The following is a 25,711-nucleotide window of genomic DNA, read 5'->3' on the forward strand; positions in this document are numbered from 1 at the left end:
CCCACCGAGAAGCTGGAATATCCGACGAAACCGGCACTCGAGAAAGCAGGATGTTCACTGATGTACCGACTAGGCGTTGATGTCGGTGGCACGTTCACGGACGTTCTTCTGATCGAAGAGGCGACCGGGAGGACCCGCCGGACGAAGGTGCCCTCGACGCCCCAGGACCAGTCCGTCGGGGTGCTCGAAGGCGTGACCCGGGTGCTCGCGGACGCCGCGGCCCGTGCGGCGGACGTCCGCCAGTTCCTGCACGGAACGACAGTCGCCACCAACGCGGTGCTGGAACGGCGTGGGGCCCGGGTGGGCCTGGTGGTGACCGTCGGCTACCGACAGGTCCTGCACATCGCGAGATCCTTCGTGCCGGGCGGACTCGGCGGCTGGATCGTCTGGGACCGGCCGGCCGAACTGGTCGCGCTGGAGGACGTCCGCGAGGTCGGGGGCCGCCTGGACGCCCGGGGTGAGGAGATCGAACCGTTGGACGAAGCGGCCGTGCGCGATGCGGTCCGCCACCTCGTCGAGCGGGGGGTGGACGCCCTCGCCATCGGCTTCGTCAACTCCTACGCCAACCCCGCCCACGAACTGCGGGCGGCCGAGATCGCCCTGGCCGAGGCACCCGGCCTGCCGGTCTCCACCTCCGCCGGGGTCCTGCCCGAGCTGGGCGAGTACGAGCGGACGCTGACCACCGTGGCCAACGCCTACGTCCGCCCCGGTGTCGGCTCCTACCTGCGCAACCTGAGCGTCAAACTGACCGCCGAGGGGCTGGTCGGTGAGCGCCGGGTGCTCCGCTCCGACGGCGGTCTGATGACCTTCGAACGGGCCGAGGACATCCCGGTCAGCCTGCTGATGAGCGGTCCCGCCGGTGGGGTGGCGGCGGCGGTGGCCCTCGGGCCGGCGGCCGGCCACCCGGACCTGCTCACCCTGGACATGGGCGGCACCTCCACCGACGTCGCCCTGATCGAGAACGGCACCCCGGTCATCCGACGCGAGACGACGGTGGCCGACCTGGCCGTCCGGGCCCCGTCCATCGACGTGCAGACGGTCGGCGCCGGTGGCGGTTCGATCGCGCACGTGCCCGAGCTGACCGGCGCGCTGCGGGTCGGACCGGCCAGCGCCGGTGCCCTGCCCGGCCCGGCGACCTACGGTCGGGGCGGCGTGCTGCCCACGGTCACCGACGCGAACGTGGTGCTCGGCTACCTCCCGCACGCGTTGCTGGGCGGTGCGATGCCGCTCGACGTCGACAAGGCCCGCGCAGCGGTAGGCTCCGTCGCGTCCCGGCTCGGGGTGTCCGTGGAGGCCGCCGCCGCCGCGATCGTCGACATCGTCAACGAGAACATGCTCGGTGCGCTGAGGCTGGTCTCGGTGCAGCGCGGTTACGATCCGCGGCGCTTCGCGTTGTTCGGCTTCGGCGGTGCCGGCCCACTGCACGTCAACGCCCTGGCGAAGCTCCTCGGATCCTGGCCGGTGGTGATCCCCCAGTCGCCGGGGGTGCTCTGCGCCTACGGAGACGCCTCGACCGGGGTCCGGGCAGAGGCGAACAAGTCTCTGGTACGCCCGCTCGACGACCTTGACGAGGAGCACCTCGGGCGCGAGTTCGCCGAGCTGGCGGACCGGATCGGCGCGGAGTTCGACCGGGCCGAGGTGCCCGCGCAGGCCCGCACCATCCGGTACGAGGCGGACGTCCGGTACCACGGTCAGGGCTTCGAGGTCTCCGTCGACGTCGGCTCGTCCCGACGGGAGGCGCTGCTTCCCAAGCTGCGCCACGGCTTCGACGAGGCGCACCGGCGGCTGTTCGGCTTCGCCCTCGACGAGCAGCACGAGATCGTCAACATCCGGGCGGTGGGGGTCTCGGACGCCGAACGGATCAAGCCCGTCGAGATCGAGCAGGGCGACCGTGACGCGTCCCGGGCGGTGATCGGCCGGCAGCAGGTGTACGTCGACGGTGGTTGGCAGGAGGCGTCGCTCTACGACCGGACGGCGTTGCGGGCCGGCAACGAACTGCCCGGGCCGGCGATCGTCGTCGAGATGGATTCGACCAGCCTGGTCCTGCCGGGCTGCGTCGCGCGTGTCGACAGGCTGGGCAACCTGCTCATCCTGCCCGCCGAGGAGGGAGTGGCGCGATGAGCGCGGTCATCGTCGAGACCCCACGTCCGCAGGGTCCGGTCGGGGTCGAGACCGCGGTGCTCGACATCGTCGAGAATGCGCTGCGCAACGCCCGGTTCGAGATGGACGCCGTGGTCCTGCGGACCGCGATGTCGCCCGGCATCCGGGAGCAGCACGACGCCTTCCCGCTGATCGCCGACCGGCACGGTCGGATGGTCGCCGGTCAGTTCGGCTCGTTCATCGACGGCTTCCTGTCCGGATACGACGGCACCGTCGAGGAGGGCGACGTCTTCTTCACCTCCGACCCCTACGCCTGCGAGGGCGCCATCAGCCACGCCAACGACTGGCTGGTGCTGCTGCCGATCTACTTCGAGGGGTCGCTGGTCGGCTGGGCGGCGATGTTCGGCCACATGAGCGACGTCGGGGGCAAGGTGCCCGGCAGCCTCCCCACCGACGCGGTGTCGATCCACGAGGAGGGGGTGATCGTCCCGCCGGTGAAGCTGCTGCGGGGCGGCACGCTCGACCAGCAACTCCTCGACACGATCCTGAACCAGGTACGCCTGCCCAGCTGGAACCGGGCGGACCTGAACGCGGTGCTGGCCTCCTGCCGGACCGCCGAGACCCGGGTCCGCGAGCTGTGCGACAGGTTCGGCGCGGACACCTACCTGTCGACGCTCGACCTGCTGCTGGAGCGCAACCGGCAGGCGATGGCGAAGCTCTTCCGCCAGGTCGTCCCGGAGCAGCCGGTCACCTTCGAGGACTTCGTCGACGACGACGGGCGCGGTCAGGGGCCGTTCCGGATCCGCTGCACCCTGTGGCGTGACGGCGACCGGGTGGTGCTCGACTTCACCGGGACCAGCGAGCAGGCCGAGGGATCGATCAACTTCCTGCTCAACGAGAACGTCCTGCGGATGTTCTTCGGGGTCTACACGATCATGGCAGTCGACCCGATGATCCTGTTCAACGACGGGTTCTATCCCCTGGTCGACGTCCGGATCCCGGAGGGGAGCCTGCTCAAGCCCCGGCGGCCGGCGGCCATCTCGTGCCGTACCCACGCGCTGGGCCGGCTCTTCGACGTCCTGGCCGGACTGCTCGGGCAGTGTCAGCCGGAGTTCCTCGCCGCCGCCGGCTTCTCCTCCAGCCCGCACCTGATGTACTCCGGGCTGGACCGCTCCGGCACCTGGTTCCAGCTCTACCAGATCGGCTTCGGGGGCGTTCCCGCCCGGCCCGTGGGCGACGGCTTCGACGGACACTCGATGTGGCCCTCGTTCACCAACGTGCCGAACGAGTACCTGGAGGCGTACTACCCGCTGCGGATCGAAGCCTACGAGTCGGTTCCGGACTCCGGGGGTGCGGGCCTGCACCGGGGCGGCAACGGCATCCGGGTCGGCTACCGGTTCCTCGAACCGGGCGAGGTGTCGATCCACGACGACCGTTGGTTCACCAAGCCCTGGGGGGTGCTCGGCGGTGAACCGGGCGGACGGGGGACCAAGATCCTGGAGCGGCCTGACGACTCGCGGCAGGTCGTGCCGGCCAAGTGCGATCGGCTCGCCGTGCGCCCCGGTGACCTCCTGCACTTCGTGACCTGGGGTGGTGGCGGCTGGGGAGATCCGCTCGAACGGGACCCCGAACTGGTTCGACACGACGTCGAGCGGGGCCTGGTCACCGCCGAGGGCGCCCGACGGTACGGGGTGGTCCTCACCGGCGGCGCCGTCGACCTCGACGGCACCCGCGCGCTGCGGGCACGGTTGGCGGCCGGTCGGGGGGAACTGCCCCGCTTCAACCGGGGCGGCACGCTGGAGGAACTGGCCGCCAGCTGCCTGACCGAGACCGGGCTGGCGGCCCCGCGTGATCCGTCGCGGGGGCCACGGTCGCAGGAGCCGACCGCCGGCCCGCCTGCCGTGCCCACCCGTGTCCGACCGACCGCCGCGCAGGCGGGGCCGGGCGGCGGGCGACCCGCCGGGTCGACCGCCCGGCCGGAGCCGGCGGCGCACTCGCCGCTGGAGGTGTTCGTGCATCACATCGCCCGGCAGTTGACCGGGCGGTGATCCACCACCGCTTCGGGGCCGGTACGGCCCTGGGGACACGACGGGCACCCGCCCGTCGACGAACTCTCGAAGGAGAACTGTCATGGCTGACCTGCAGATGTCCGCGCTCGGCATGATCGAAACCCGTGGTCTGGTCGCGGCGATCGAGGCCGCCGACGCGATGGTCAAGGCTGCCACCGTGGTCCTGGTGGGTACCGAGTACGTCGGCGGTGGCCTGGTCACCGTGGTCGTCCGGGGTGACGTCGGTGCGGTGAAGGCCGCCACGGACGCCGGGGCGGCCAGCGCCTCCCGGCTCGGTGAGGTCGTCTCCGTGCACGTCATCCCGCGTCCGCACGGCGAGGTCGAGGCGATCCTGCCGACCGGGGCGACCCGGGGTGGAACGAAGGCCTGATCGGGGCCGCCGCGTGCTCACCGAAGGAGTTGACACATGAGTCGGGTATGGACTGCTGTCGATATAGAGGACGTCGCCCGATCGCAGGAGCCGCGCGAGATCCTGCTGGGCCCGCGTGACCTGATCTCGCCGCACGCGGCGGACATCGCCCGGGGCCTGGGCATCGACATCCGTCGCGTCGGGCAGGACGCGCCGACGACGCCGACCGAATCGGCCCGCGACGACGACAGGGCGGTGGCCGACCCGGGCGCGACGACGGGCGGATGCGACGACGCCGACGGCTGCTCGTGCGGCTGCGAGGGTGCGCAGGAGGCGGAGCGGACCATCCGTACCATCGCCGCCGCCGTCCAGTCGGCGAATCCGGATGCGGACGCGTCGACGGTCGCCAACGAGACCCTGCGGGCGCTCGGCGCGTTCGGTGGGCCCGGGGTGGGCAGCCCGGAGCAGGCGCAGCCGCTGCCCGGGCAGCGGCTGCCCAAGAAGGCCAAGGGGGCACGCCCCCAGTTCTTCGCGGAGCCGGGCATGGAGGCCGTCGTCTCGACGCTGGTGACCCTCTCGTCCGAGGTGTGGGTGCTCCGGGAGCGGGTCATGACGCTGGAACAGCTGCTCGCCGACCGGCGCGTGCTGGACCGTGGCGCGGTGGACGACTTCACCGTCTCCGCGCAGGACGCGCAGGTCCGTGACACCGAGGCGGCGGCCTTCGTCGCCCGCGTGCTGCGGGTCTTCTACGAATGGCGTGAGGAGATCGTGCGGGAGGAGACCCCGGAGTCGTACCGGGAGGTCATCCGACGGGCCTTCACGCAGGTGGGGGAGGAACAGTGAAGCAACAGCAGCGGCACGGCCTGTTGCCGCAGGAGAACCACGACGAACTCGCCCGGGAGAACTTCGTCCGGGCGTTGAAGTCGCACATCTCCACCGACGTGACGCCCGGGGTGCGGGAGCTGTACGTGCACCGCGTGGCACCCCGGTACCAGCGCGAGATGGGAGTTGCGCCCCGGGACCGGGAGACGGTGCGCCGGGCGATGGAACCGGAGCCGTACTACCAGCTCTGGAGCTCCGTCCGCCGGGCGAGCCAGGATCTGCTCTGGAACGTGGTGTCGGACAGCATCGCCCGCCAGCTCGACGACCTGAAGACGCGGGCGGATGCCGCAGGGCGCAAGCTCGGCTCGCTCGAACTCGACCCCGCCTTCACGCTGCCCTGGTACTTCTGGGGCATCGACATCCACGCCATGCCCGGTGGCTACCGGGGCGAGTACGCGCCGGACGACCTCACCGTCGGGGCCCTCTACGACCGGGGCGTCTACGTGTACGCCATGGGCCAGATGGGTGCGCTCAACGACGACTACGGCCAATCCGTGGTCAACAACTACCTCAAGAAGGAGCACCGGGACTTCCGTCCCCGCCGCATCCTGGAGGTCGGATGCGGGGTGGGCAACTCGACACTGCCGTACGTCGAGGCCTACCCGGACGCCGAGGTGCACGGCATCGACGTCGGCGCGGCCCTGCTCCGGTACGCCCACGGTCGTGCGGAGTCCCTCGGCAGGAAGGTGCACTTCTCGCAGCAGAACGCCGAGGCGACGACGTTCCCCTCGGGCCACTTCGACCTGGTCGTCTCACACATCCTGCTGCACGAGATGCCACCGGACGCGGTCCGCGCGGTCCTGAAGGAGTGTCACCGGCTGCTGGCCCCCGGCGGCATCATGATCCATGCCGACTTCCCGGGCTACGCGGGGCTGGACCCGCTGGTGCAGTTCCTCATCGACTGGGACACCTGGAACAACAACGAGCCCTTCTGGGGCCCGATGCGGGACATGGATCTCGTCCAGGCCGCCCGGGACGCGGGATTCACCGGCGACTGCTCGGAGCTGTCCTGCAAGCGCGAGTGCGTCGAGGAGGTCACCGCCCCGACCGGCCGGGTGTTGCAGAGCGGCGAGCGGCAACGCAGTGGCACCCTGGCGCTGCTGGTGGGCAGGCGCTGACATGCCGCACAGCAATGTTGAACTGCGGACGTACGCGTTCGTGGACCGGCTGCAACCGCAGATGGCGGCCCTGCTCGGTAGCGTGATGTCGGGGGACCCCGTCGTCGAGGGGATGTCCCAGCTCTATCTGGAGATCTCCCCGGGCAGTGACGTCTACGCGCTGGTGGACGCCGCCGTCAAGGCCGCCGGTGTCCGTCCCGGTTCCCAGGTCGTCGAGCGGCAGTACGGGATGACGGAACTGCACTCGGTGTCGCAGGACGCGGTCCACCAGGCCGGCCGGACCATCCTCGACCTGCTCACGATGACCGAGGCGGACGCGCGACCGGCGGAACTGGTGTCGGCCAAGATGATCTCCAACATCGACGCCTACCAGGCGCAGCTGGTGAACCGTTCCCGCAAGGGTTCGCTGCTGGTGGCCGGTGAGTCGATGCTCGTCGTCGAGTGCGAGCCGGCGGCCTACATCTCGGCCGTCGGCAACGAGGTGGAGAAATCGGCGGACATCAAGATCGTGGATGTCCGGGGGGTCGGTCAGTTCGGCCGGCTGTGGGTCTCGGGCCTGCACTCGGAGGTCGACTCGGCGCGGGACGCCGTCCGGCAGGCCTTCGACACCAAGCCCTGGTCCAAACGACGCTAGTGAAACGAGGTGATCCGGAGTGCGCATCGCCCGGGTGATCGGATCGGTCGTCAGCACCGTCAAGGCCGACGCGCTGACCGGAGCCAAGCTGCTCGTCGTCGTGCCCCTGGGGGAGACGCCCGCTGCGGAGCCGTTCGTCGCGGTCGACACGGTCGGTGCCGGTCGGGGAGAGGTCGTCCTCATCGCCACCGGTGGAGCCGCTCGGCTGGCCGATCGGCAACCCACCCAGGCGCCCGTGGACTCCACCATCGTCGCGATCGTCGACCGGCTGGAGACCGACACATGGGTCAACTACGTAAAGGACTGACGTGGACCTCTGGGATGCGGGTGCCCTCGGCGTCGTCGAGACGCAGGGACTGGCCGTCGCGATCGTCGCCGTCGACGCGATGACGAAGGCTGCCGAAGTGACAGTGATCGGCGTGCGTCGAATCGGTGGCGGTCTTGTCACGGTGTCGTTCATCGGTGACATCGCCTCGGTGACGGCGGCGGCCGAGAGCGCCCGGCAGGCCGTCACGGCAACCGGCGGGTCGCTCACCTCGACCGTCATCGGCCGACCCGCCGTACCGACGGATCTCTTCCGGCACACCGCCCCGGGTGAGCACCGACCGTCAGCCACCAGCGCGGCCGAGCTGCCGGACCCGCCGGCTGAACCCGCTGCACCCGAGCCGACCGGCCCGGTGGGCACCGGCGATCCCGGTGGGAGCAGCACGGTCCCGAAGCGGCGGGCCACCCGCAAGCGGCCAGCGCCACCGTCGACCGGCGGGCCCGGACCGTCACCCGGCGCACCGACCGACCAGCCAGGAGGGACGTGACATGCGCGGATACGTCGGCCCGGAGGGTGCGCAGATCCACTACCGGGCCAGCGGCGTCCAGGGGCCCGCGGTGGTGCTGTTCCACGAGTCGCCGCAGGCCTCCAACGTCTTCGCCCCGGCCATGCCCGCCCTCGGTCGGTCGCTGCGCGCCCACGCCTTCGACACCCCCGGCTACGGGCTCTCCGACCCGCCCCCGCACCCCCTGGACATCCCCGGCTACGCCCGTCTGCTGCTGCGGGCGATCGACTCGTTGGGCATCGAGACGTTCGCCGTCGTCGGTCAGCACACCGGCGCCTCCCTGGCTCTGGCGGTCGCCCACCTCGCGGCGCCCGGTCGGGTCACCCACGCGGTCCTGTCCGGACTCGTCCTCGACCGGGCCGAACGGGAGGAGCTGGGTGCCTCCTGGGCACCGGACAGGCCGATCGATCCGGACGGTGGTCACCTGAGGCACCTCTGGACGCGGTACGCGCAGCTGTGGGAACGTCCCCCGGAACTGGTCAACCTCGCCGTGGCGAACATCGCGTCGGTCTTCGACCGGTACAACTGGTCGTACCGGGCCGCCTTCGGGTACGACCCGGTGGAGCCGTTGCGGACCCTGCCCTGCCCGGTGCTGCTGCTGACCGCCGGACGGGACATGCTCGCCCACTGCGACGCGCTCGCGCTGACGATCCGTCCCGACGCGAAGGCCGTCCGGCTCACCGACACCACCGGTCAGCTGCCGTGGCGGGTGCCGGAGGAGTTCGCCTCGGTGGTGTCGTCCTTCGTCACCGGCCCGGGGCCAGCGCCCCGGCGGCCGTCGGGGATCCCGGAGGGGCATCGTGGCTGAGGACGCCGACGTGCTGGTCATCGGGGCCGGCACCGCCGGCCTGCCCTGCGCGGTCGAGGCCGCCCGGGCCGGGCTGCGGGTCGAACTGATCGAGGCGGACGCCGACATCGGCGGCACGCTGCGGGTGTCGGCGGGGCACCTGAGCGCTGCGGGTACCCGCCGGCAGCGGCGGGCGGGCATCGACGACGACCCGGACCGGCACTACGCCGACGTGCTGCGCATCGGACACCAGCAGGGCGACCTTGCCCTCATCCGGCTCGCCGTCGACGAGGCCGCCGGGGTCGTCGACTGGTTGGACGACAACGGCTTCCCGTTCGCCCCCGGCACGCCGGTGGTCTACCACGGGCACTCGCCGTACTCCCGGCCCCGGACGTACTGGGGGGTCGGGCACGGGCGGTCGATCCGCGAGACGCTGCGGCCCATGCTCGACGAGCAGGTCGCCCGGGGGACGATCCGGCTGCGGCTGCGTTGCCGCGCCGAATGCCTGACCAGCGAGGGCGGGGCGGTCACCGGTGCCGTCGTGCGCACCCCCGAGGGGCCCCGGGAACTGCGCGCGGGCGTCACGGTCCTCGCCTCGGGCGGCTACGGGGCCAATCCCGGCCTGTTCGCCGCGCTGACGCCGGGCGGACCACGCCTGGTGACCAACGCGGTCCCGACCTCGACGGGTGCCGCGATCGACATGGCGGTGCCGCTGGGGGCCCAGGTTCGCTTCGGTGACCTGCACACTCCCCGCCTCGGCCTGCTCGAACGCCGCTCGCAGCCGGGTCGGGTGGACTTCTGGTCGGAGCTGGCGAGCCTCGCGCCGGCGGAGCGTCCACCCCGGGAGATATGGGTGAACGCGGCCGGGGAACGGTTCGTCGCCGAGGACCTCGACGACGTCACGCGCCACGAGCGGGCCGTGCAGGAGCAGCGCGGGGCCGAGTTCTGGATCGTCGGCGACGAGGCCGGCGTGGTGGCGGGCGCGCCGTTGGTGCCCGCGTGGGACGCCGAGCGGTTTCGGGCCGAGGCGGCCTCGGGGGACACCGCCTGGGTCGCCGACGACCTCGTGGGTCTCGCCCGCCGGGCGGGGATCGACCCGGAGGGGCTGACGCGCACGGTGCGGGAGTACAACCTGGCGGTCGACCGGGGCGAGGATCCGTGGGGGCGGCGGGCCCTCGACCACCGGATCGGCCGACCGCCCTTCTACGCGGTGCGGTCGGTGGCCGCGCTGCTGTGCAGCTTCGGCGGGTTGGACGTCGACACCGGCCTGCGGGTCCGGCGGGCCGGTGGCGGTGTGGTGCCCGGGTTGTTCGCCGTCGGGGAGGCCCTCGGGATGGGGGCCACCAGCGGGGCCGCGTTCTGTGGCGGGATGGCGGTGACCCCGGCGCTGGCGTTCGGGCGACTGCTCGGCCGGCGACTGGGCGGGAGGTCGTGATCGCCGCAGGCTGATCCCGACTGTTCTGTATGCACGAATGTCCGACTGTGTACCCCCTTGTGTTCACGACTAGGAAAAACCGTTGTTGACAGCGAGTGGGATTGAGTTGTTGTATACAACAACCACTCGGCGGTTGCTATGAGAGGTGTTCATGTCCAGCGATTTGCACCCCGACGGACCGCTTCACGGCGTGCGCGTGGTCGAGTTCGGCTCCCTGCTCGCCGGCCCCTTCTGCGGCCAGCTGCTAGCCGACTTCGGTGCCGAAGTGATCAAGTGCGAGCCACCGCGCCAGGGCGACCCGATGCGCGACTGGGGTCAGGAGAAGCCGCACGGCAAGTCGCTCTGGTGGCCGATCGTGGCGCGCAACAAGAAGTCGGTCACCGTCGACCTGCGGACACCCGAGGGGCAGGCCGTCGCCCGGCGGTTGATCGCCCGGTGCGACGTGGTGGTCGAGAACTTCCGCCCCGGCACGATGCAGCGCTGGGGACTCGGCTACGAGCAGCTCTCGGCGGACAATCCCGGCCTGGTCATGGTCCAGGTCTCCGGCTTCGGGCAGGACGGCCCCTACTCCGCGCGACCCGGCTACGGCTCGGTCGGAGAGGCGATGGGTGGCCTGCGGTACGTCGTCGGCGACCCCCGCACCCCACCGAGCCGGGTCGGCATCAGCCTCGGCGACTCGCTGGCCGGCACCTTCGCCGCGCTGGGCGCGCTGCTGGCGCTGCGGGTGCGTGACCGGACCGGCCACGGTCAGGTCGTCGACTCCGCCATCTACGAGGCGGTGCTGGCGATGATGGAGTCGCTGCTTCCCGAGTACGCCCTGGCCGGTCACGTACGTGAGCGCACCGGTGCCATCCTGCCCAACATCGCCCCCTCCAACGTCTATCCGACCCGCGACGACGGGCTGGTGCTCATCGCCGCCAACCAGGACACCGTGTTCCGGCGGCTGGCGACGGCCATGGAGATGACGGAGCTGGGCACCGACCCGCGCTTCGCCACCCACGCCGCCCGGGGCCACCACCAGGCCGAGCTGGACGGCATCATCGCGAAATGGTCTGAGCAGCACGACACCGAGCAGCTGATGGCGGTGATGGTGACGCACGACGTGCCGGTGGGCCGGGTCTACCGGGCCCCGGAGATGCTACGCGACGAACACTTCGCCGCCCGCGAGGCGATCATCCGGGTCGCGCACCCCGAGTTCGGCGAGTTCCCCATGCAGAACGTCGTACCGCGGCTGTCGACCACCCCGGGGCGGGTCAAGTGGACCGGGCCGCAGCTCGGCGAGCACACCGACGAGATCCTGGCCGCCGTCGTCGGCCTGACGACGGCGGAGATCGACGAGCTGCGCACCAGCGGCGTGATCTAGAGGCGGACACGGTGAATGACCTTCAGGTGGACTACCGCAGGGCCGGCTTCGGCGCGGACCTCGGCCGCGGATTACGCCGGGCACTACTCCTGGTCGACTTCGTGCAGGCCTACCTCGACCCGGCGTCGCCGCTGTTCGCCGGCGACCAGGACCCGCCGGCCCTGCGGGCCTGCGCCACCCTCCTGGACACCGCCCGGCGCACCGGCGTACCCGTGATCCACACCCGCGTCGAACTCGCCCCCGGCAGTCAGGACGGCGGCCTGTTCGTGCGGAAGGTGCCCGCACTGAGGGTCTTCGAGCGCGGCGGCGCATTCGCCGCCGCGCCGCCCCGACTGGCCCCGGCCACCGGCGAGACGGTCGTGACCAAGCAGTACGCCAGCGCGTTCTTCGGCACCAGCCTGGCCAGCACCCTGCGGGTGCTCGGGGTCGACGCCCTGCTCATCGGCGGCTGCTCGACCAGCGGCTGCGTACGGGCCAGCGTGGTGGACGCGTTGCAGCACGGGTTCGTCCCGCTCGTCGTCGCCGACGCGTGCCTGGACCGGGACCCACGCCCGCACCAGGCCGCGTTGTTCGACCTCGGCGCGAAGTACGCCGACATCGTCGACCTCGACGAGGCGACGCTGCTGCTCGGCTCGCCCGGAGGTGTGTGATGCGGGTCCTCGGCTACGCGCGACGGCGGGTGCTGTTCCTGCCGCTGGGGCTGCTCTCCGTCATCGCGCTGGCGTTCCTACTGGTCAACGCGCTGCCGGGCAATCCGGTCGGGGTCATCGCCGGGCCGGCCGCCTCACCGGAGGAACTGGCCGAGATCGAGCGGCGGCTCGGCCTGGACCGGCCGATGTGGGAGCGGTTCGTCGACTACCTCGGCGGCCTGCTCCGGGGCGACCTCGGTTCGTCGTACTACACCGACCGGCCGATCCTCTCGGAGATCCTGCGGTTCGCCCCGGCCACGCTCGAACTGGTCCTGCTCTCCCTGACCGTCGCCGCGCTCCTCGGCGTGGGGCTCGGCACGCTGGGCGCCTACTACAAGGGCACCATGGCCGACCGGACCTCCCGGTTCGTCATCACCACGTTCCAGTCGATCCCCGACTTCTTCCTGGCCCTGCTGCTCATCTACCTCTGCTTCTACCTGGCCGGGTGGGCACCGGCACCGGTGGGCCGGCTCGGCCTGATGGACGAACCACCGCCGACCGTGACCGGGGCCCTGCTGCTCGACTCGCTGCTCGCCGGCGACATGGCGATCTTCCGGTCGGCGCTGGCGCACTCGATGCTGCCGGTGCTCACACTCGGGATCTACTACTCGGCGTACTTCGCCCGCAGCACGTACGCCTCACTGGTGCCGGCGCTGGAGTCCAAACAGGTCGAGTTCGCGCGGGCCTGCGGCCTGTCCGAGCGGACCGTCCTCGCCTACGCCTTCCGCCAGGCGCGGACCCCGATCCTGACCTACGGCGGCATCCTGCTCGCCGCGCTGCTCGGCGGCGCGGCCATCATCGAGACCATCTTCTCGTGGGGCGGCTTCGGGGAGTGGGCGATCGACTCCATCCTCCAGCTCGACATGCCGGCCGTGCAGGGCTTCATCCTGGCCGCCGGCCTCGGGACCCTGCTGGCCTTCACCGCACTGGACATCCTGGTCGCGGCGCTCGATCCGAGGGTGCGTTATGACTGAGACCCTGACCGCAGACCCCACCACGGTCGTCGCACCGGCGACGGCGCGACGGCGCAGGAGCGGCCGGCGACTACGGCTGTGGATACCCTCCGGCATCCTGACCGCCATGCTGGCGGCCGCCTACGTCGCGCCGCTGCCCCACGACCCGGCCGTGCCGGTGCCCGAGACCCTCGCGGCACCCGACGGCGAGCACTGGATGGGCACCGACAAGTTCGGCCTCGACGTGTTCAGCCGGCTCGTCGCCTCGGCGGGCGTGGACATCCCGCTGGCCCTCGCCGGCATGCTGATCTCCCTGGTGATCGGCGTCCTGCTCGGCCTGGCCGCCCTGCACCGGGGCCCCTGGGGTGAGCGCGTCGTCCGCGCGCTCGACGTGTTCCAGGCCTTCCCGCTGCTGATCCTGGCCATCGCCCTGGTCGCGCTGATGGGCAACAACATCGAGAACGTCGTGGTCGCCATCGCCATCATCAACGTCCCCCGGTTCGTCCGACTGGTCCGCAGCGAGGGCCTCACCATCCGGGAGAGCCGCTACATCGAGGCGGCGCACGCCATCGGCGCGAGCGGGCCCCGGGTCATGTTCCGGCACGTCCTGCCGAACATGACCGGCATCATCCTCGCCCAGGCGTCCCTGGCGGTGGCGCACTCGATCGTGGTGATCGCCTCGCTCTCCTTCCTGGGCATCGGCATCAACGCTGCCGACGCCAGTTGGGGTGCCATGATCCAGACAGGAGCGCAGAACATGACCACCGGCCAGTGGTGGGTCTCGGTGTTCCCGGGACTGGCCATCTTCCTGACCGTGCTGTGCTTCAACGCCATCAGCGACGAGTTGCAGGACTCGTTCGGCCGGGCGAGGCAACGATGAGCGCCCTGCACGCACTGCGCCGGTCGCGTACCCGGCCCGCCGCGCCGGACCCCGACCACCCCGGGGGTCGCCACCTGCTGGAGGTGAGCGGGCTGACCACCCGGTTCGACACCCCGGCCGGCCTGGTGCACGCGGTCAACGGCGTCGACTTCCACGTCGACCGGGCGGAGATCGTCGGTGTGGTGGGCGAGAGCGGGTGCGGCAAGTCGGTGACCATCCGGTCGATCCTCGGACTGGTGCGCCCGCCGGGGCGGGTGGTCGACGGCACCGCCCGCTTCAACGGCGTCGACCTGCTCGCACTCAGCGGCGCCGAGTTACGCCGGCTGCGGGGCAAGGAGATCGGCTTCATCGCGCAGAACCCGTTCAGCGCCCTCAACCCGGTGATGCGGATCCGGCGGCAGTTCGCCAAGATCATGGCGGCGCACGGCGTCAGGTCCGAGGGCGAGGCCCACGACCGGGCCCGCGCCGCGCTGGCCGACGTCGGCATCGCCGGCCCGGACCGGGTGCTCGACGGATACGCCCACCAGCTCAGCGGCGGCATGGCCCAGCGGGTCGTCATCGCCATGGCCATGTTGCTCAACCCGACCTTCGTCATCGCCGACGAGCCGACCACCGGCCTCGACCTGACCGTGCAGCGGCAGATCCTGGACCTGATCCGCGCGATGGTGAAGGAACACGAGCGTTCCATGCTGTTGGTCACCCACGATCTCGGCGTGGTCGCCCAGTACTGCGACCGGGTGGTGGTGATGTACGCCGGCCAGGTGATCGAGCACGGCACCGTCCGGGAGGTGCTGGGCACGCCCGGCCACCCGTACACCCGGGCGCTGATCCGGGCCATTCCCCGACCGGGCCAGCCCTTGGTGCACCTCACCGGGCGGCTGCCGGACCTGGTCGACTACCCGGCCGGGTGCCCCTTCCAGGCACGCTGCCCGCACGCCTTCGAGCCGTGCACCCGGGTGGTCCCCGAGCCGGTCACGACGGCGTCCGGTCACACGTACCGCTGCCACCTGCCGCAGGAGAAGGAGGCCGTACGGTGAGCCTGCTGGAGTTGGCGAAGGTCAGCAAGGAGTTCCATCTGGGCGGCGCCACCACGGTCTACGCGCTCGACGAGGTGTCGTTGACGGTGGACGCCGGGGAGACCCTCGCGATCATCGGGGAGAGCGGATCCGGCAAGTCGACGCTGGGCCGGCTGGCACTGCGGCTGATCGAACCGACCCGGGGGCAGGTCCACTTCGAGGGCACCGACGTGCTGGCGCTGCCCGCCGCCGAACTGCGGAAGATGCGCGCGAGGCTCCAGATCATCTTCCAGGAGCCGTTCGAGTCGCTGAACCCCCGCATGCGGGTGGGCGACATCGTCGGTGAGCCCCTCGCCATCCACCGGCCCAGGACCCCGGTGCAGGAGCGTCGTGACCGGGTCGCCCGGGTGATCGAACAGGTCGGCCTCTCGCCGGACATGGCCCGGCGGTACCCCGGCGAACTCAGCGGTGGACAGCAGCAGCGGGTGGGCATCGCGCGGGCCATCGTGACCGAACCGTCCCTGATCGTGCTGGACGAGCCCACCTCCTCGCTCGACCTCTCGGTGCGCGCCCAGATCCTGCAACTCCTCGCCGACCTGCAGGCGGAGCTGGGCATGGGTTACCTGTTCATCTCCCACGACATCCACACGGTCCGGTACGTCAGCGACCGGATCGCCGTGATGTACCGGGGACGGGTCGTGGAGACCGGCCCCTCCGAGCGGGTGTTCGCCGACCCCCAGCACCCGTACACCCGGGCGCTGCTGGCCGCGGCGCTGCCCGTCGACCCCGACCAGGAGCTGCCGCCGGCCCGACTGGTCGGTGACCCGCTGAGCCCGACCCAGCTCGTGCAGGGCTGCGTGCTGTACGGACGGTGTCCGGTAGGTGAGGACCGTTGTGTACAGACTGAGGTCAGGCTGACCCCGATCGACGTCGGCCGCGAGGTGGCCTGCATCAAGCCGGGCGCGCCGGGGAGCTGACGGTTGCTCCCCGGCGCGGGCCGGTCGCCCCGCTCAGAGATCGGGACTGTTCACCATGGCGTCCAGCAGGACCCGGCGCGCAGCCAGGACGTGGGCCCGCATCGTGCTCGACGCCCACTCGGCGTCGCGGGCCTTCAACGCCGCGACGAGGTCGCGGTGGTGCGCCATGCTGCGGGCCAGCGCGTCCGGGGTGTAGAGGCGGAAGGCCCGGACGATCAGCGGCACCTCCACGACCGCTGACAGCAACGAGGTGAGCCGCTGGCTGGCGGCGGCGCCGATGACGATGGCGTGCAGTTCGGAGTTGAGGGTGGCGATCTCGTCCAGGTCCTGCGGGCTCATCCGTTGCGCCCGCTGTTCCATCTGGTCACAGAGCAGGCTCAGCCGTGGCAGGTGCTCGGGGTCGATGCGCTGGGCGGCGAGGGCGGCGCCGTAGCTCTCCAGCCGGGCCCGGATCTCGTAGGTCTCCTGGAGGTCGCTGAGCGACCACTCGGCGACCCGGGCCCCCCGATTGGGCTGGAAGACGACGAGACCCTCTGCGGTGAGCCGGCGCAGGGCCTCACGGATCGGGGTCCTGCTCACCCCGAACTGCCGGGACAACTCCACCTCGCCGAGCCGTTCCCGAGGGCGGATCGCGCCACTGAGAATCGCCCCCCGCAATGCCTCGTAGGCATCCTCTGCGGCATTCGTCACTCGTGCCTCCGTGATGTGAGCGGTGTGCGGCAGTTCTCCTTGCCGCCTACCCCGACGGCCTGAGATTGTATACACATGATGGTGAACGTGGTGGAGGTGTCCCCTCGGGACGGCCTGCAGAACGAGTCCGAGATCCTGCCGACGTCGAGCAAGATCGAGTTGATCCGGCGGTGCGTCGACGCCGGCGCCCGACGTGTCGAGGCGGTGTCGTTCGTCCGGCCGGACCGGGTACCCCAGATGGCCGACGCGGAAGCCGTCATGGCCGGGGTGCCCCGGCGCAGCGACGTGTCGTACATCGGCCTGGTGCTCAACCGGCGTGGGCTGGACCGGGCGCTGGCAACCGGGGTCGACGAGGTCAACTGCGTCGTCGTGGCGACGGAGACCTTCAGCCGACGCAACCAGGGCACCTCCGTCGACGCGATGGTCCGGGCCTGGTCCGACATCGCCGAGGCCGCCCACACGGCCGGCCTACGGGCCAGCGTGACGGTGGCCGCCGCGTTCGGCTGCCCCTTCGAGGGAGATGTCGCCCCGGCAGCCATCGGTGACCTCGTCCGCCGGCTCGCCGCCAGCGGACCCGACGAGATCGCGTTGGCCGACACGATCGGGGTGGGGGTACCCGTGCAGGTTCGGGAACTGGTCGCGGCGGCGATCACGGCGGCTCCGGGCGTGCCGCTGCGCGCCCACTTCCACGACACCCGCAACACCGGCATCGCCAACGCCCTCGCGGCGGTCGAGGCCGGTGTCACCGTGCTCGACGCGAGCGTCGGAGGCATCGGCGGCTGCCCGTTCGCCCCCGCTGCGACCGGCAACGTCGCGACCGAGGACCTGCTCTACGCGCTGGACCGCTCCGGGCACTCGACCGGTCTCGACCCCCGCGGTGTCACCGAGACGGCGGCATGGATCGGTGCTCAGCTCGGCAAGACCAGCCTGCCGGGTGCGCTTGGTCGGGCCGGCTGGTTCCCGGGACCGCCCCCGCAGAGCTGACCGGTGTGAGCGCCGACCAGGGCGTTGGGGCGAAGGGCGTCACAGGCGGGTGTTGGCGGCAGGCGTCACCGTGGCGCACAGCGAGCCGACCGCCCAGGACCACTGCCCGCCGGGCCGGTCGGCCACCATGTCCAGCGGCAGCGAGGTGACCACCCCGGCGATCGAGGGGCCGGTCCCGATCTGCACCAGGTGAGGCCGGGGCACCTCGGTGAAGAACACGACGCCGCCGCTGAGGAACGTGCCACTGCCGACGGCCACCATGACGATCTGGTACGCGATCGCGCGGGGCAGCCCGGTTGGCGGCAGGAGCCGGGACACGGCGAGTCGATGACCGTCCATGGTGTCGGTCAGGCCACCCGGGCTGCGGGGCGACCCCCACCGCCATCGATTGCGCATCCTGACCGGCGCGCTGCCGACCCGGCCGTGGTCCCGTCGAACAGGATCGTCGTACGTCTCTGGACCCGCACAGAACTCTCCGCCCACCGCCCGATGTCGCCGGTCGGGGGTCCACGACAGGAACGGCGCGGGAGGCACCCCGTCACAGCCGTAGGTCGCCGCGTCCTGCAGCAGTACCGAGCCGGCGGCGTGGGTCTCCCGGCCGGCGACGAGGTCAGGCCAGGACGAGGAGGTCCATCCAACTGGTGGCAGGTTCGGTGGGGTCAGCCTCGGCGGCGGCACGGAGTCGGGCGAGGCCGCGGGCGTAGACGTCGTCGGGGAGGGCGCGGAGCTTGGAGTCCGCAGCGCGGCGGAGCCCGTCGGCGTAGGCGGTCAGGGTGGGTGCGCTGCGTTGCGGCAGCGGGCGGAGCGAGACCTGGGCGAAGCCTGCCGTGGCGAAGGCCGCGCAGACCCGGTCGACGGTGGGGTAGGTGTCGACCAGCTCCGCTGTCTCGGGGAAGAACCGCACCCGCAGGTCCCGGTCGCAGCGGCCGGGGAAGGAGTTGCGAATGAGCACCGGAGCGCCTGGTTTGAGTGCCCGGCGTAGTTCGCGGGCCGATGCCTCCAGATCGTCCAGATGGTGGATCACGGAGCCGAGCCATGCCGCGTCCGCGCAGCCGTCCGGGACCGGCAGCGACTCCGCCCTTCCGTCGAGCGCCCGGATCTCCTCAGACGCAGGAATCAGCGCCCGCATCGCTGCGGCCGGCTCGACGGCCAGCACCCGGACTCCAAACCAGGCGTGGAATGTGCTCGCGAACGCTCCGGTCCCCGCACCCACGTCGAGCACCGTCATGCCAGGTGCGAGACCCGCCGCTGCGGACACTGCGGAACGCCATGCCTCCAGGCCCTCCCGTGGGACCTCCCGAGCCGCCTGATAGTCGGCGGCTGCCTGGCTGTCGTAGCGTGTTTCAGCCATGCCCGTCTGCTCTCTGCGCTCCACAACGAGGTGCTGCCTACAGGTGTCGTTCAATGCCCGGACAGTCTCTCGGTGATCTTCCCGAGTTCCGCGTCTGCCTCGCCGAAGACAGCGTAGAAGAGCCAACCGCGAGGAGGAACCAGTGTGCTGGCCGCCAGCGGAAGGATGCCGTCACGGCCACTGGTCGCGAGCCGTCCCGCATCGTCCAGCAGGTGGACCAGTCGCTCGAAGTAGTCGTCGCCGCCGATCCGGACGAACGCCAGACGCAACCGCACGCCCAACTGCTGGGCGATCATCCCGGGCGAGAGGCGGGCGTTGACCTCCAGCACCGGGACCAACTCCCCCGACGCGGTGGTCATCGAGTCGACGGACAACGGCCCGCGGTAGCCCTCCGCCGCTGCGGCCCGGGCCACCGCCTCCACGCATGCGCGGTACTCCGCACGGTCGAGCCGCTGCATCAACTGCGGCGTCGGAGACGACGAACCCCGGTAGGAGTGACCGACGTTGAGGATCTGGCGGACGCCGTGCCACACCAGTTCCCCTTCCGGGTCGATCGTCAGATGCGCGGCGAAGTCGTCGGACCGTTCGTACAGCGGCTGGACCACCAACTCGATCATGTCCGCAGGTCGCCGACGCAGGCTGCGTTCGACCAACGCGAGTCTCGCGGGTGAGTCGAGGATGACATTGCCCTGCCCGGACACTCCGTAGGGGTCTTTGACCACGCACGGCAAGACCGCCGCCTCGCGCAGTTCCTGTAGCGAGGTGACAACCAGTCCGGAGCCTGGTAACCCCAGCCGCGTCGACCAGGTCTTGGAGTTGACCCGCCGGACGGCGTCCAGGTCGGGCAGCGCCGCGTCCAGTCCGAGGCTTCTGACCGCAGCGGCCGTCCCCGGCAGCACCGCATACGGTTCGGGTCTCGCGCCGGTGAATCCCGGCAGGCCGACGACAGCCAGGCGCTCCTCGACGGGGAGCGCCAGATCGCCGGGAACCGGCAGGTGCCGTGCACCGAAACCTGCGGCGCGCATCACCTCGCCGAAGGCCGCGGGCGGCTGGTAGTGAGTGAGTAGCACGTCATCGGGGCGGCAGAGGACGGCCTGTAGCTCATCCATGCCCCGCAGCAATCGCTCGGCGTGTGGATCGCGGAGGGCTGGCAGCCGCGCCAACCCGGTCGGCCGCCACCGGTGCTCCGCGTCGCAACTGCCGAACCTGACGACCGGGTCCGCCGGGGCGACAGTCACGACGTGGGTCCGGCATCGGGACGCAGGAAGCGGTGCTCGATACGTTCCAGGGTGCGGAAATCGTCGACGCTCACCTCTTGCAGGTCGATGGGCCTTCCGGAGAGGTCTTCGAGCAGGTAGATGAACTCCAGGAAGTCCAGGGAGTCGATGAGCCGGGCCTCGATCAGGTCCTCCGTCGGGCTGGGCTCGCGGTCGAGTTCGGGGTTCTTGGTCTGGATCCATTCGGCGATCCGCTTCACGACTGCTCCATGTTGTTTGTCGAACGGTGGGATGACGGATCCGAGGAGCCGGAGTTCGGTCACCAGCGGCGGCGGCTCACTTCCCCGGGCCGGGGTGATGGTCAGTGGCCACTGGTCGACGCCGCTGGACCTTCTCCGCAGGGCTGGCCGTCGGCACGCCGCTTCGGGGCGCAGCGCCGCCGCGGACGGTGGTCAGTGCGCTCTGTTCCGGTTCGCTGCGATGGTTGGCCAGCCCGCGTGGGCCGTGCGGTGCGGCGGGTTGTCGCACGCACGGGATGGGGACCCGGTCGACGTCCCGGCACGGCCGGGAAAGGACTCGCGGCGTGCGCCGGTGGGCTGCTCCAGCGCCGCGTGCAGCGGCGATCCGGTCATCGCGACCTCCCGGTCGGGACCGGGACAGCCGCGGCCGTCCCGTCTCCGCGTAGGGCGGCGAGGGCCGCGGTGAACTCCGCGCGGAAACCGGCGACGTAGGCTGCGGCCGGCTGTACCGTCCGGAGTGCGGCGCACCCGAGGCCCGCGTACCGGGCCAGCTGCTCGACGTGGCCCTCGGCCTCCTCCGTGGGTGCGGCGGCGGAACCTCGCGGGACTGGTCGGCGTTCACCCATCACGCTGGTCCAGGCGATCAGCGTCGCGGGCAGCGGCTGCGGCGCGTCGGTGACGGGGCTGCGCAGCACCCGGTGCGCACGTCCCGGCCAGCCGATCGAGAAGCGGTCGGTAACGACGGTGTCCTCGGGGCCGGCCTGCAGGAGTGCCGCCTTGTAGGAGGGGTGCGCGGCCGACTCGGCAGTGACCACGAACGCGGTGCCGCACAGCGCGCCGGACGCACCGGCCCGGAGGGCACCGAGCAGGTCGGTGCCGGTGGTTATCGCGCCGGCGACGAACGCCGCGGGCTCCTGGTCGTACTGGGCGAGCAGTTCGCGTGTGCCCAGTGTCCCGAGGTGGTGGCCGCCGGCCTCGATGCCCTGGAGCACCACGCCGTGTGCGCCCAGTCCGGCCGCGACCGAGGCGTCGGCGGCGGTGCCCACCTGGATCAGCAGGCGGTGTCCGGCGGCCAGCACCCGTGCCGCCTCCGGCTCGGGGAGCAGGCCGTAGCTGTTCAGAAGAAGTGGCCGGTCCGCATTGGCGAGCAGCGCGCCCACCTGATCGGTGAGCAGCCGTCCGGCGACCTCGGGGATCACGTTCACCGCGAAGGTGTGTCTCGTGCGCGCGGCAGTGTCGACCACGAGCGCGGCGCTCTGCTCCGGGTTGCTCTTGTAGAGGGCGACGGTGCCGAGCGCGCCGCTGTCGCTGACCGCTGCCGCGAGCGCCGGTCCGGCGATGCCGCCCATGCCTGCCTGGATGAGTGGAAATTCGACTCCGAGGGCTCGCGCCCCCCGCTCCGCCGCCGCCGTCACCCTCGCAGCCGGAACATCGGGAAGGTCAGCCACGAACATCATGGACCTGCCGTAGCGCCTTCTGTGGCGTGCCGTGCGCCTGCAACATCGCGTGCATCCAGCGTTCGACACCGAAAGCAGTGCAGCTGCTGTGTGCGACAGCGCCGGCGCTGGTGATACCGAGCCGTTCGCCGAAGAAGTTGCGGTGCCTGTTCACCGACGCGATGGCGGTGCCGTCGGAGGCGACGAACTCATACTTGACGGGGTCGAGGGCCATCAGTTTGGCCCGCGAGCCGCTCCTGTCGTAGAACGGGTCGCTCGCGGGCTGGTACGACAGTTCGATGCCGAGTCGGCCGGCCAGAGTCTCCAGCAGTTCCTTCGAGCGGGCCAGGTGTTCGCGGGCTCCCTCGGCGGTGCCGAAGTAGACGATCTCGCGCATATGGAAGCCCCAGAGGCGGCGCAGACCGTCGTAGTGGTCCTCGTTGCGGAAGCAGCGGCCGATCGAGGTCAGCCTCAGTCCCGGGCCGACGTCCTGGCTTTGCAACGAGAGCAGCAGGCCGTAGCAGGTGGCCGACGGCAGCAGGTAGCCGGTGGGTCGAACCGGCTGCTCCGCCACCGGGCCCCCGGACGCCAGTGCCTCGACCGCACCGTCCGGAAAGCGGGCGGCGGTCACGCCGAGGTGCGGGAAGTTGCGGAAGTAGTCGAGCCGGGCCAGGCCCTCCGCGGGCAGAAGTGGCGGCCCGACCACTGGGGAGGCGCCGAGTTCGTCGGCCATGTCGGTGAACAGGGCGTCGAGTTCGAGCAGGAGTGCGGCTCGCTGTGGTTCGAGGACGACCAGGCCGGGGCCGGGGTTCAGGAGGGTGAGTTCTCCGGCCGGGGCGGCGGGTGGTGTGCGCGGTGCCATGGGTGACCTGCTCCTGTTGAGGTGGGCGGGACAGGGAGCGGCGGAGTCGCTCAGGCTGCGGCCTGGTCGAACAGGCCGATCCGACGGTAAAACGCGTCGGTACGGGCCGTGACTGCGTCGTGGGCGGCGCTGCGGGAAGGGTCGGCGAGGACACGGCTGCGGAAGGCGAACGGATCGGGGATTCCCGCGTTGCGGTAGGCGTCCACGCTGTAGAGCTGTTGCAGCGAACTCGCGATGTACTTCCCCACGTACTGACGGGCCACGGCGATCTCCTTGTTGTCGCCGTCCGCACGCAGTCGCACCCACAAGGCACGTACCAGTTGAGCACCGAAGGCGATGTGCCGGGACTCGTCCTGGTGGTGCACCCGGTTGATGGCGCGAATGGTCTCCGGGAGGGCGGCGTCGGCAGCCATCCTGCTGTTGAAGTGATCGACGATCTGTTCGAAGATCAGGATCCGGCTGAACACGATGAAGTTGTCCAGCAGAGCGGAGTGCTGCTCCTGGGGGAAAGCCATGGACCGGTTGGTGAACAGCTTTCCGCCGTAGCGGAGGCAGAACTCGGCGAAGAACCACATGTGCTCGTTTTCTTCGCCCAGGAAGTGATGGAAGAACGGGGTGGGAATTTCGAAACCGGGGGTGTGGATCCGCTGTACCACCTCTTGCATCAGCTCGCGGATCCCATGCACGTTGAGGCTGTAGAAGTTGATGCTCTCCCACTTCGACAGGGCGAGATACTGCTCGCGGTCCAACTCCGCGGCGGCTGCGGTGCCGTACACCGTCACCAGATCCTCGCTCATCCACAGCGCGCTCTCGGGGATGCTCTCGGGCCACTCGAAAGTCTGGTAGGGGTTGTAGTACTCGTCCTCGGCCGCTGCGGTGAGCCGCGTGACGGCGAGGGCGACCTCGTCGTCCCAGATGGTGGCGTTAGTGGTCATCGGGCGATCTCTCCAAGCTTCTTCTCGGTACTGGTCGTCGCACGCGTCGAGCGGAAGCCCGCCAGGTCGAGAGTGCCGGTGGCGCTGTCGACCAGGAGAATCTCGAAGGCGCGCAGCAGGAGGTCGATGTCGTGGCGCGGGATCAGTTCGGTGTCGGCCATCAGATAGAGCAGGCAGGTGTCGGGCGCGTATCCGGTGTGCAGGAAGAAGGTGGCGTCCTGGCGCTCCCACGAACCCACGAAGGTGACCGTGGTGCGGCAGAGGAGCGCACGCAGTCCGTCCGGGCCCTCATCGGTGTGCGGTAGGTTTTCCCAACGGTCGTGCATACGTTTGTCGTTGAAAAAGCAACCAAGGTTGAGTGCGCCGTGGCTGCGTTCGCGCGCCTCGTCGAGAATCTCGTCGACGGCCGACGGGTCGTACTGGGCATGACGGTAGGCGTTCATTCCGGTCAGGAAGGTCCGGCGTACCGTCTGTTCAAAGGTGTCGTCGTCGACGTTCATTGCGAACAGCGCGTTCTCCACCATGGGTGCCACGAGCCGACGGCTGCGCTCGTCATGCCGGTTGACCGCGATGAGCTGCAGCGCCACGGTGTCGTGCCCGGTGTAGGCACCGAGTACGGCCGCCGTGGCGGCCAACAGCACGGTGCCGGTGCTGACCTGGCATCGTTCGGCAAGCACGGTCGTGGCGACCGCGACGGCGGGGGAGTCCATCGCCAGCCGGACGAAGCGCTCGGGTCCACTCTCGCCGGTGGCCGTACGAAACAGCGTCGGTGGCACGGTGTGCAGCGTTCGACGCCAGTACTCCGCTGCGGCCGCACCGCGGGCGGCACCAGGACCCTCCGCCTCAAAGCGTGCCTGGTCGAGCGGCTGCCACTGCGGTTCCGGCGGCCCGCTGCCGTCGAGCAGCTGCTGCAGATCGCGCTCCAGCTCGCGTACGCCCCAGAAATCGACAGCCAGGTGCGAGAACACCAGGACGGCGACGGCTGGACGTCCGTCTTGTAGGACGAGCGCGCATCGGAAGGGCCATTCCTCGGCGTGGCGAAAGGTCAGGCCCACCAACTCCCGTGCCAGCTCGACCGCAACGTCATCGGCGGAGCCGGATGCTGCGTCCGTCACCTTCAGGGACAGCGCGCCCTCGGCCCAGACCTCCTGGACGGGCCCGTCGCCCTCGTCGTGAAATCGGGTACGCAGCACTTCGTGACGTGAGACGAATGCGCTGAGCACAGTCTCGACCTGTTCGGTGGAGATACCGGCCGGGATCTTCGCGATACGGCGGATGTTGAAGTAGTGAGCATCGTCACCGAGCCAGCGAATGGCCTTCCAGATGGCGCGTTGACCCCACGTCATAGGGGCGGTTTCGGATCGTTTTCCTTGGAACGTCAACGAATGGGCGCCGGGGTACTGCATTGCCAGGTTCCTCAGGTCAGGCATCGCCCAGGGCGACGCGGGTGAAGGTGCCAGGACGATGGAAGAACGATGCCGCGACGACGGCCGGGTGGTCAGCGCCGCACGGAACGCGGAGAATCTGGCATACCGGTCAGGCGCTGACGGGAAAGCGCTGGTAAGGGGGGAGGGGCGCCTCGACACTGAGGCCCGGTTCGGAGCGGCCCTGGGCTCGCGCACGAACTGTCTCCGGGTAGGGCGGAAACGTCAGCGAACAAGCCCGGTATCGCGGCGCATCGCCTCCGATAACGCGAAGGGTGCGAAGCGGCCCGGACTGGACACGCGGAGCCGGACGAACACGGAGTGCAACGGTAACCACATCGATGCAGGTCTGTCTAGACCGATCCCTGTGGCGGATCAGGGATCCGTTCCGTTGTGCAGACGAACTAGATGACCATCAATGAAATTCTTGACGTCACACGAGGTCTGAGCCAGACTCTGGACCGCGAGCTTCCCCGGCGACAGTGGCGTTC

26 protein-coding genes are annotated in these 25,711 nt (G+C 70.6%); 17 read left to right on the forward strand and 9 right to left on the reverse strand.

Features of this window, described 5'->3' with window-relative positions; all coding sequences use genetic code 11:
* Positions 1-60 precede the first annotated feature (60 nt).
* From ACN268_RS01685 to ACN268_RS01760, 16 genes are all read left to right on the forward strand, one after another.
* Positions 61-2,121, forward strand: coding sequence for a hydantoinase/oxoprolinase family protein (locus ACN268_RS01685; protein ID WP_302742521.1), 2,061 nt, complete (start codon positions 61-63; stop codon positions 2,119-2,121).
* Complete coding sequence (locus ACN268_RS01690; RefSeq protein ID WP_302742522.1) at positions 2,118-4,148, forward strand: hydantoinase B/oxoprolinase family protein; 2,031 nt, start codon at positions 2,118-2,120, stop codon at positions 4,146-4,148. The genes ACN268_RS01685 and ACN268_RS01690 overlap by 4 nt, the downstream gene beginning before the upstream one ends.
* Before the next feature lie 91 nt (positions 4,149-4,239).
* Positions 4,240-4,539, forward strand: a complete 300-nt coding sequence (eutM, locus tag ACN268_RS01695; RefSeq protein ID WP_117230296.1) for an ethanolamine utilization microcompartment protein EutM — start codon at positions 4,240-4,242, stop codon at positions 4,537-4,539.
* Between the two features lie 36 nt (positions 4,540-4,575).
* Positions 4,576-5,361: a hypothetical protein gene (locus ACN268_RS01700; protein ID WP_302742524.1), complete on the forward strand. Its 786-nt coding sequence runs from the start codon at positions 4,576-4,578 to the stop codon at positions 5,359-5,361.
* Entirely contained in the window at positions 5,358-6,518 is a 1,161-nt protein-coding gene (locus ACN268_RS01705; RefSeq protein WP_302742525.1) for a class I SAM-dependent methyltransferase, read from the forward strand. The genes ACN268_RS01700 and ACN268_RS01705 overlap by 4 nt, the downstream gene beginning before the upstream one ends.
* A 1-nt stretch (position 6,519) precedes the next feature.
* Complete coding sequence (locus ACN268_RS01710; protein ID WP_302742527.1) at positions 6,520-7,152, forward strand: hypothetical protein; 633 nt, start codon at positions 6,520-6,522, stop codon at positions 7,150-7,152.
* 19 nt (positions 7,153-7,171) lie between these two features.
* The gene (locus ACN268_RS01715) at positions 7,172-7,459 is read left to right on the forward strand and encodes a EutN/CcmL family microcompartment protein (RefSeq protein ID WP_145919059.1); all 288 of its coding nucleotides are present in this window, start codon (positions 7,172-7,174) and stop codon (positions 7,457-7,459) included.
* Position 7,460: 1 nt separating this feature from the next.
* On the forward strand, positions 7,461-7,964 hold the full coding sequence (locus ACN268_RS01720; RefSeq protein ID WP_421481385.1) for a BMC domain-containing protein: 504 nt from the start codon (positions 7,461-7,463) through the stop codon (positions 7,962-7,964).
* Position 7,965: 1 nt separating this feature from the next.
* Complete coding sequence (locus tag ACN268_RS01725; protein WP_302742533.1) at positions 7,966-8,790, forward strand: alpha/beta fold hydrolase; 825 nt, start codon at positions 7,966-7,968, stop codon at positions 8,788-8,790.
* A complete protein-coding gene (locus ACN268_RS01730; protein WP_421481386.1) occupies positions 8,783-10,204 on the forward strand; it encodes an FAD-dependent oxidoreductase in 1,422 nt (473 codons plus the stop codon). The genes ACN268_RS01725 and ACN268_RS01730 overlap by 8 nt, the downstream gene beginning before the upstream one ends.
* A 190-nt stretch (positions 10,205-10,394) precedes the next feature.
* Positions 10,395-11,567: a CaiB/BaiF CoA transferase family protein gene (locus ACN268_RS01735; protein WP_302742537.1), complete on the forward strand. Its 1,173-nt coding sequence runs from the start codon at positions 10,395-10,397 to the stop codon at positions 11,565-11,567.
* A gap of 11 nt (positions 11,568-11,578) precedes the next feature.
* Entirely contained in the window at positions 11,579-12,217 is a 639-nt protein-coding gene (locus ACN268_RS01740) for an isochorismatase family protein (RefSeq protein WP_302742538.1), read from the forward strand.
* Entirely contained in the window at positions 12,217-13,230 is a 1,014-nt protein-coding gene (locus tag ACN268_RS01745) for an ABC transporter permease (RefSeq protein WP_302742540.1), read from the forward strand. The genes ACN268_RS01740 and ACN268_RS01745 overlap by 1 nt, the downstream gene beginning before the upstream one ends.
* A complete protein-coding gene (locus ACN268_RS01750) occupies positions 13,223-14,089 on the forward strand; it encodes an ABC transporter permease (RefSeq protein WP_302742542.1) in 867 nt (288 codons plus the stop codon). The genes ACN268_RS01745 and ACN268_RS01750 overlap by 8 nt, the downstream gene beginning before the upstream one ends.
* Complete coding sequence (locus tag ACN268_RS01755; protein ID WP_302742543.1) at positions 14,086-15,126, forward strand: ABC transporter ATP-binding protein; 1,041 nt, start codon at positions 14,086-14,088, stop codon at positions 15,124-15,126. Before ACN268_RS01750 ends, ACN268_RS01755 begins: the two co-directional genes overlap by 4 nt.
* On the forward strand, positions 15,123-16,082 hold the full coding sequence (locus ACN268_RS01760) for an ABC transporter ATP-binding protein (protein WP_302742544.1): 960 nt from the start codon (positions 15,123-15,125) through the stop codon (positions 16,080-16,082). Before ACN268_RS01755 ends, ACN268_RS01760 begins: the two co-directional genes overlap by 4 nt.
* Before the next feature lie 33 nt (positions 16,083-16,115).
* On the opposite strand, the gene ACN268_RS01765 is transcribed toward ACN268_RS01760, so the two are convergent.
* Positions 16,116-16,772 carry a GntR family transcriptional regulator gene (locus ACN268_RS01765; protein WP_145919069.1) on the reverse strand — a complete coding sequence of 219 codons (657 nt, stop codon included), beginning with the start codon at positions 16,770-16,772 and terminating at the stop codon, positions 16,116-16,118.
* A 75-nt stretch (positions 16,773-16,847) separates the two neighbouring features.
* Between ACN268_RS01765 and ACN268_RS01770 the strand changes: the two genes are divergently transcribed.
* A complete protein-coding gene (locus ACN268_RS01770; RefSeq protein ID WP_302742545.1) occupies positions 16,848-17,756 on the forward strand; it encodes a hydroxymethylglutaryl-CoA lyase in 909 nt (302 codons plus the stop codon).
* A gap of 39 nt (positions 17,757-17,795) precedes the next feature.
* Here the strand turns inward: ACN268_RS01770 and ACN268_RS01775 are convergent, their stop codons facing one another.
* The 8 genes from ACN268_RS01775 to ACN268_RS01810 all read right to left on the reverse strand — a co-directional run bounded on the left by ACN268_RS01775 (position 17,796) and on the right by ACN268_RS01810 (position 25,202).
* Positions 17,796-18,152, reverse strand: coding sequence for a hypothetical protein (locus ACN268_RS01775; protein WP_421481387.1), 357 nt, complete (start codon positions 18,150-18,152; stop codon positions 17,796-17,798).
* Positions 18,153-18,366: 214 nt separating this feature from the next.
* Positions 18,367-19,107, reverse strand: a complete 741-nt coding sequence (locus tag ACN268_RS01780) for a class I SAM-dependent methyltransferase (RefSeq protein WP_302742548.1) — start codon at positions 19,105-19,107, stop codon at positions 18,367-18,369.
* A 50-nt stretch (positions 19,108-19,157) separates the two neighbouring features.
* Entirely contained in the window at positions 19,158-20,216 is a 1,059-nt protein-coding gene (locus ACN268_RS01785; protein WP_421481388.1) for a hypothetical protein, read from the reverse strand.
* A 125-nt stretch (positions 20,217-20,341) separates the two neighbouring features.
* A complete protein-coding gene (locus ACN268_RS01790) occupies positions 20,342-20,584 on the reverse strand; it encodes a hypothetical protein (protein WP_421481389.1) in 243 nt (80 codons plus the stop codon).
* A 368-nt stretch (positions 20,585-20,952) separates the two neighbouring features.
* Positions 20,953-22,020, reverse strand: a complete 1,068-nt coding sequence (locus tag ACN268_RS01795; RefSeq protein ID WP_368052532.1) for an NAD(P)H-dependent flavin oxidoreductase — start codon at positions 22,018-22,020, stop codon at positions 20,953-20,955.
* Complete coding sequence (locus tag ACN268_RS01800; protein WP_421481390.1) at positions 22,004-22,861, reverse strand: aminoacyl--tRNA ligase-related protein; 858 nt, start codon at positions 22,859-22,861, stop codon at positions 22,004-22,006. The genes ACN268_RS01795 and ACN268_RS01800 overlap by 17 nt, the downstream gene beginning before the upstream one ends.
* A gap of 50 nt (positions 22,862-22,911) precedes the next feature.
* Positions 22,912-23,796: a diiron oxygenase gene (locus ACN268_RS01805; protein WP_302742555.1), complete on the reverse strand. Its 885-nt coding sequence runs from the start codon at positions 23,794-23,796 to the stop codon at positions 22,912-22,914.
* Positions 23,793-25,202 carry a condensation domain-containing protein gene (locus tag ACN268_RS01810; RefSeq protein ID WP_302742557.1) on the reverse strand — a complete coding sequence of 470 codons (1,410 nt, stop codon included), beginning with the start codon at positions 25,200-25,202 and terminating at the stop codon, positions 23,793-23,795. The genes ACN268_RS01805 and ACN268_RS01810 overlap by 4 nt, the downstream gene beginning before the upstream one ends.
* Positions 25,203-25,711: the final 509 nt, after the last annotated feature.

Source organism: Micromonospora sp. WMMD735, assembly GCF_049178995.1.
GTDB lineage: Bacteria > Actinomycetota > Actinomycetes > Mycobacteriales > Micromonosporaceae > Micromonospora > Micromonospora wenchangensis.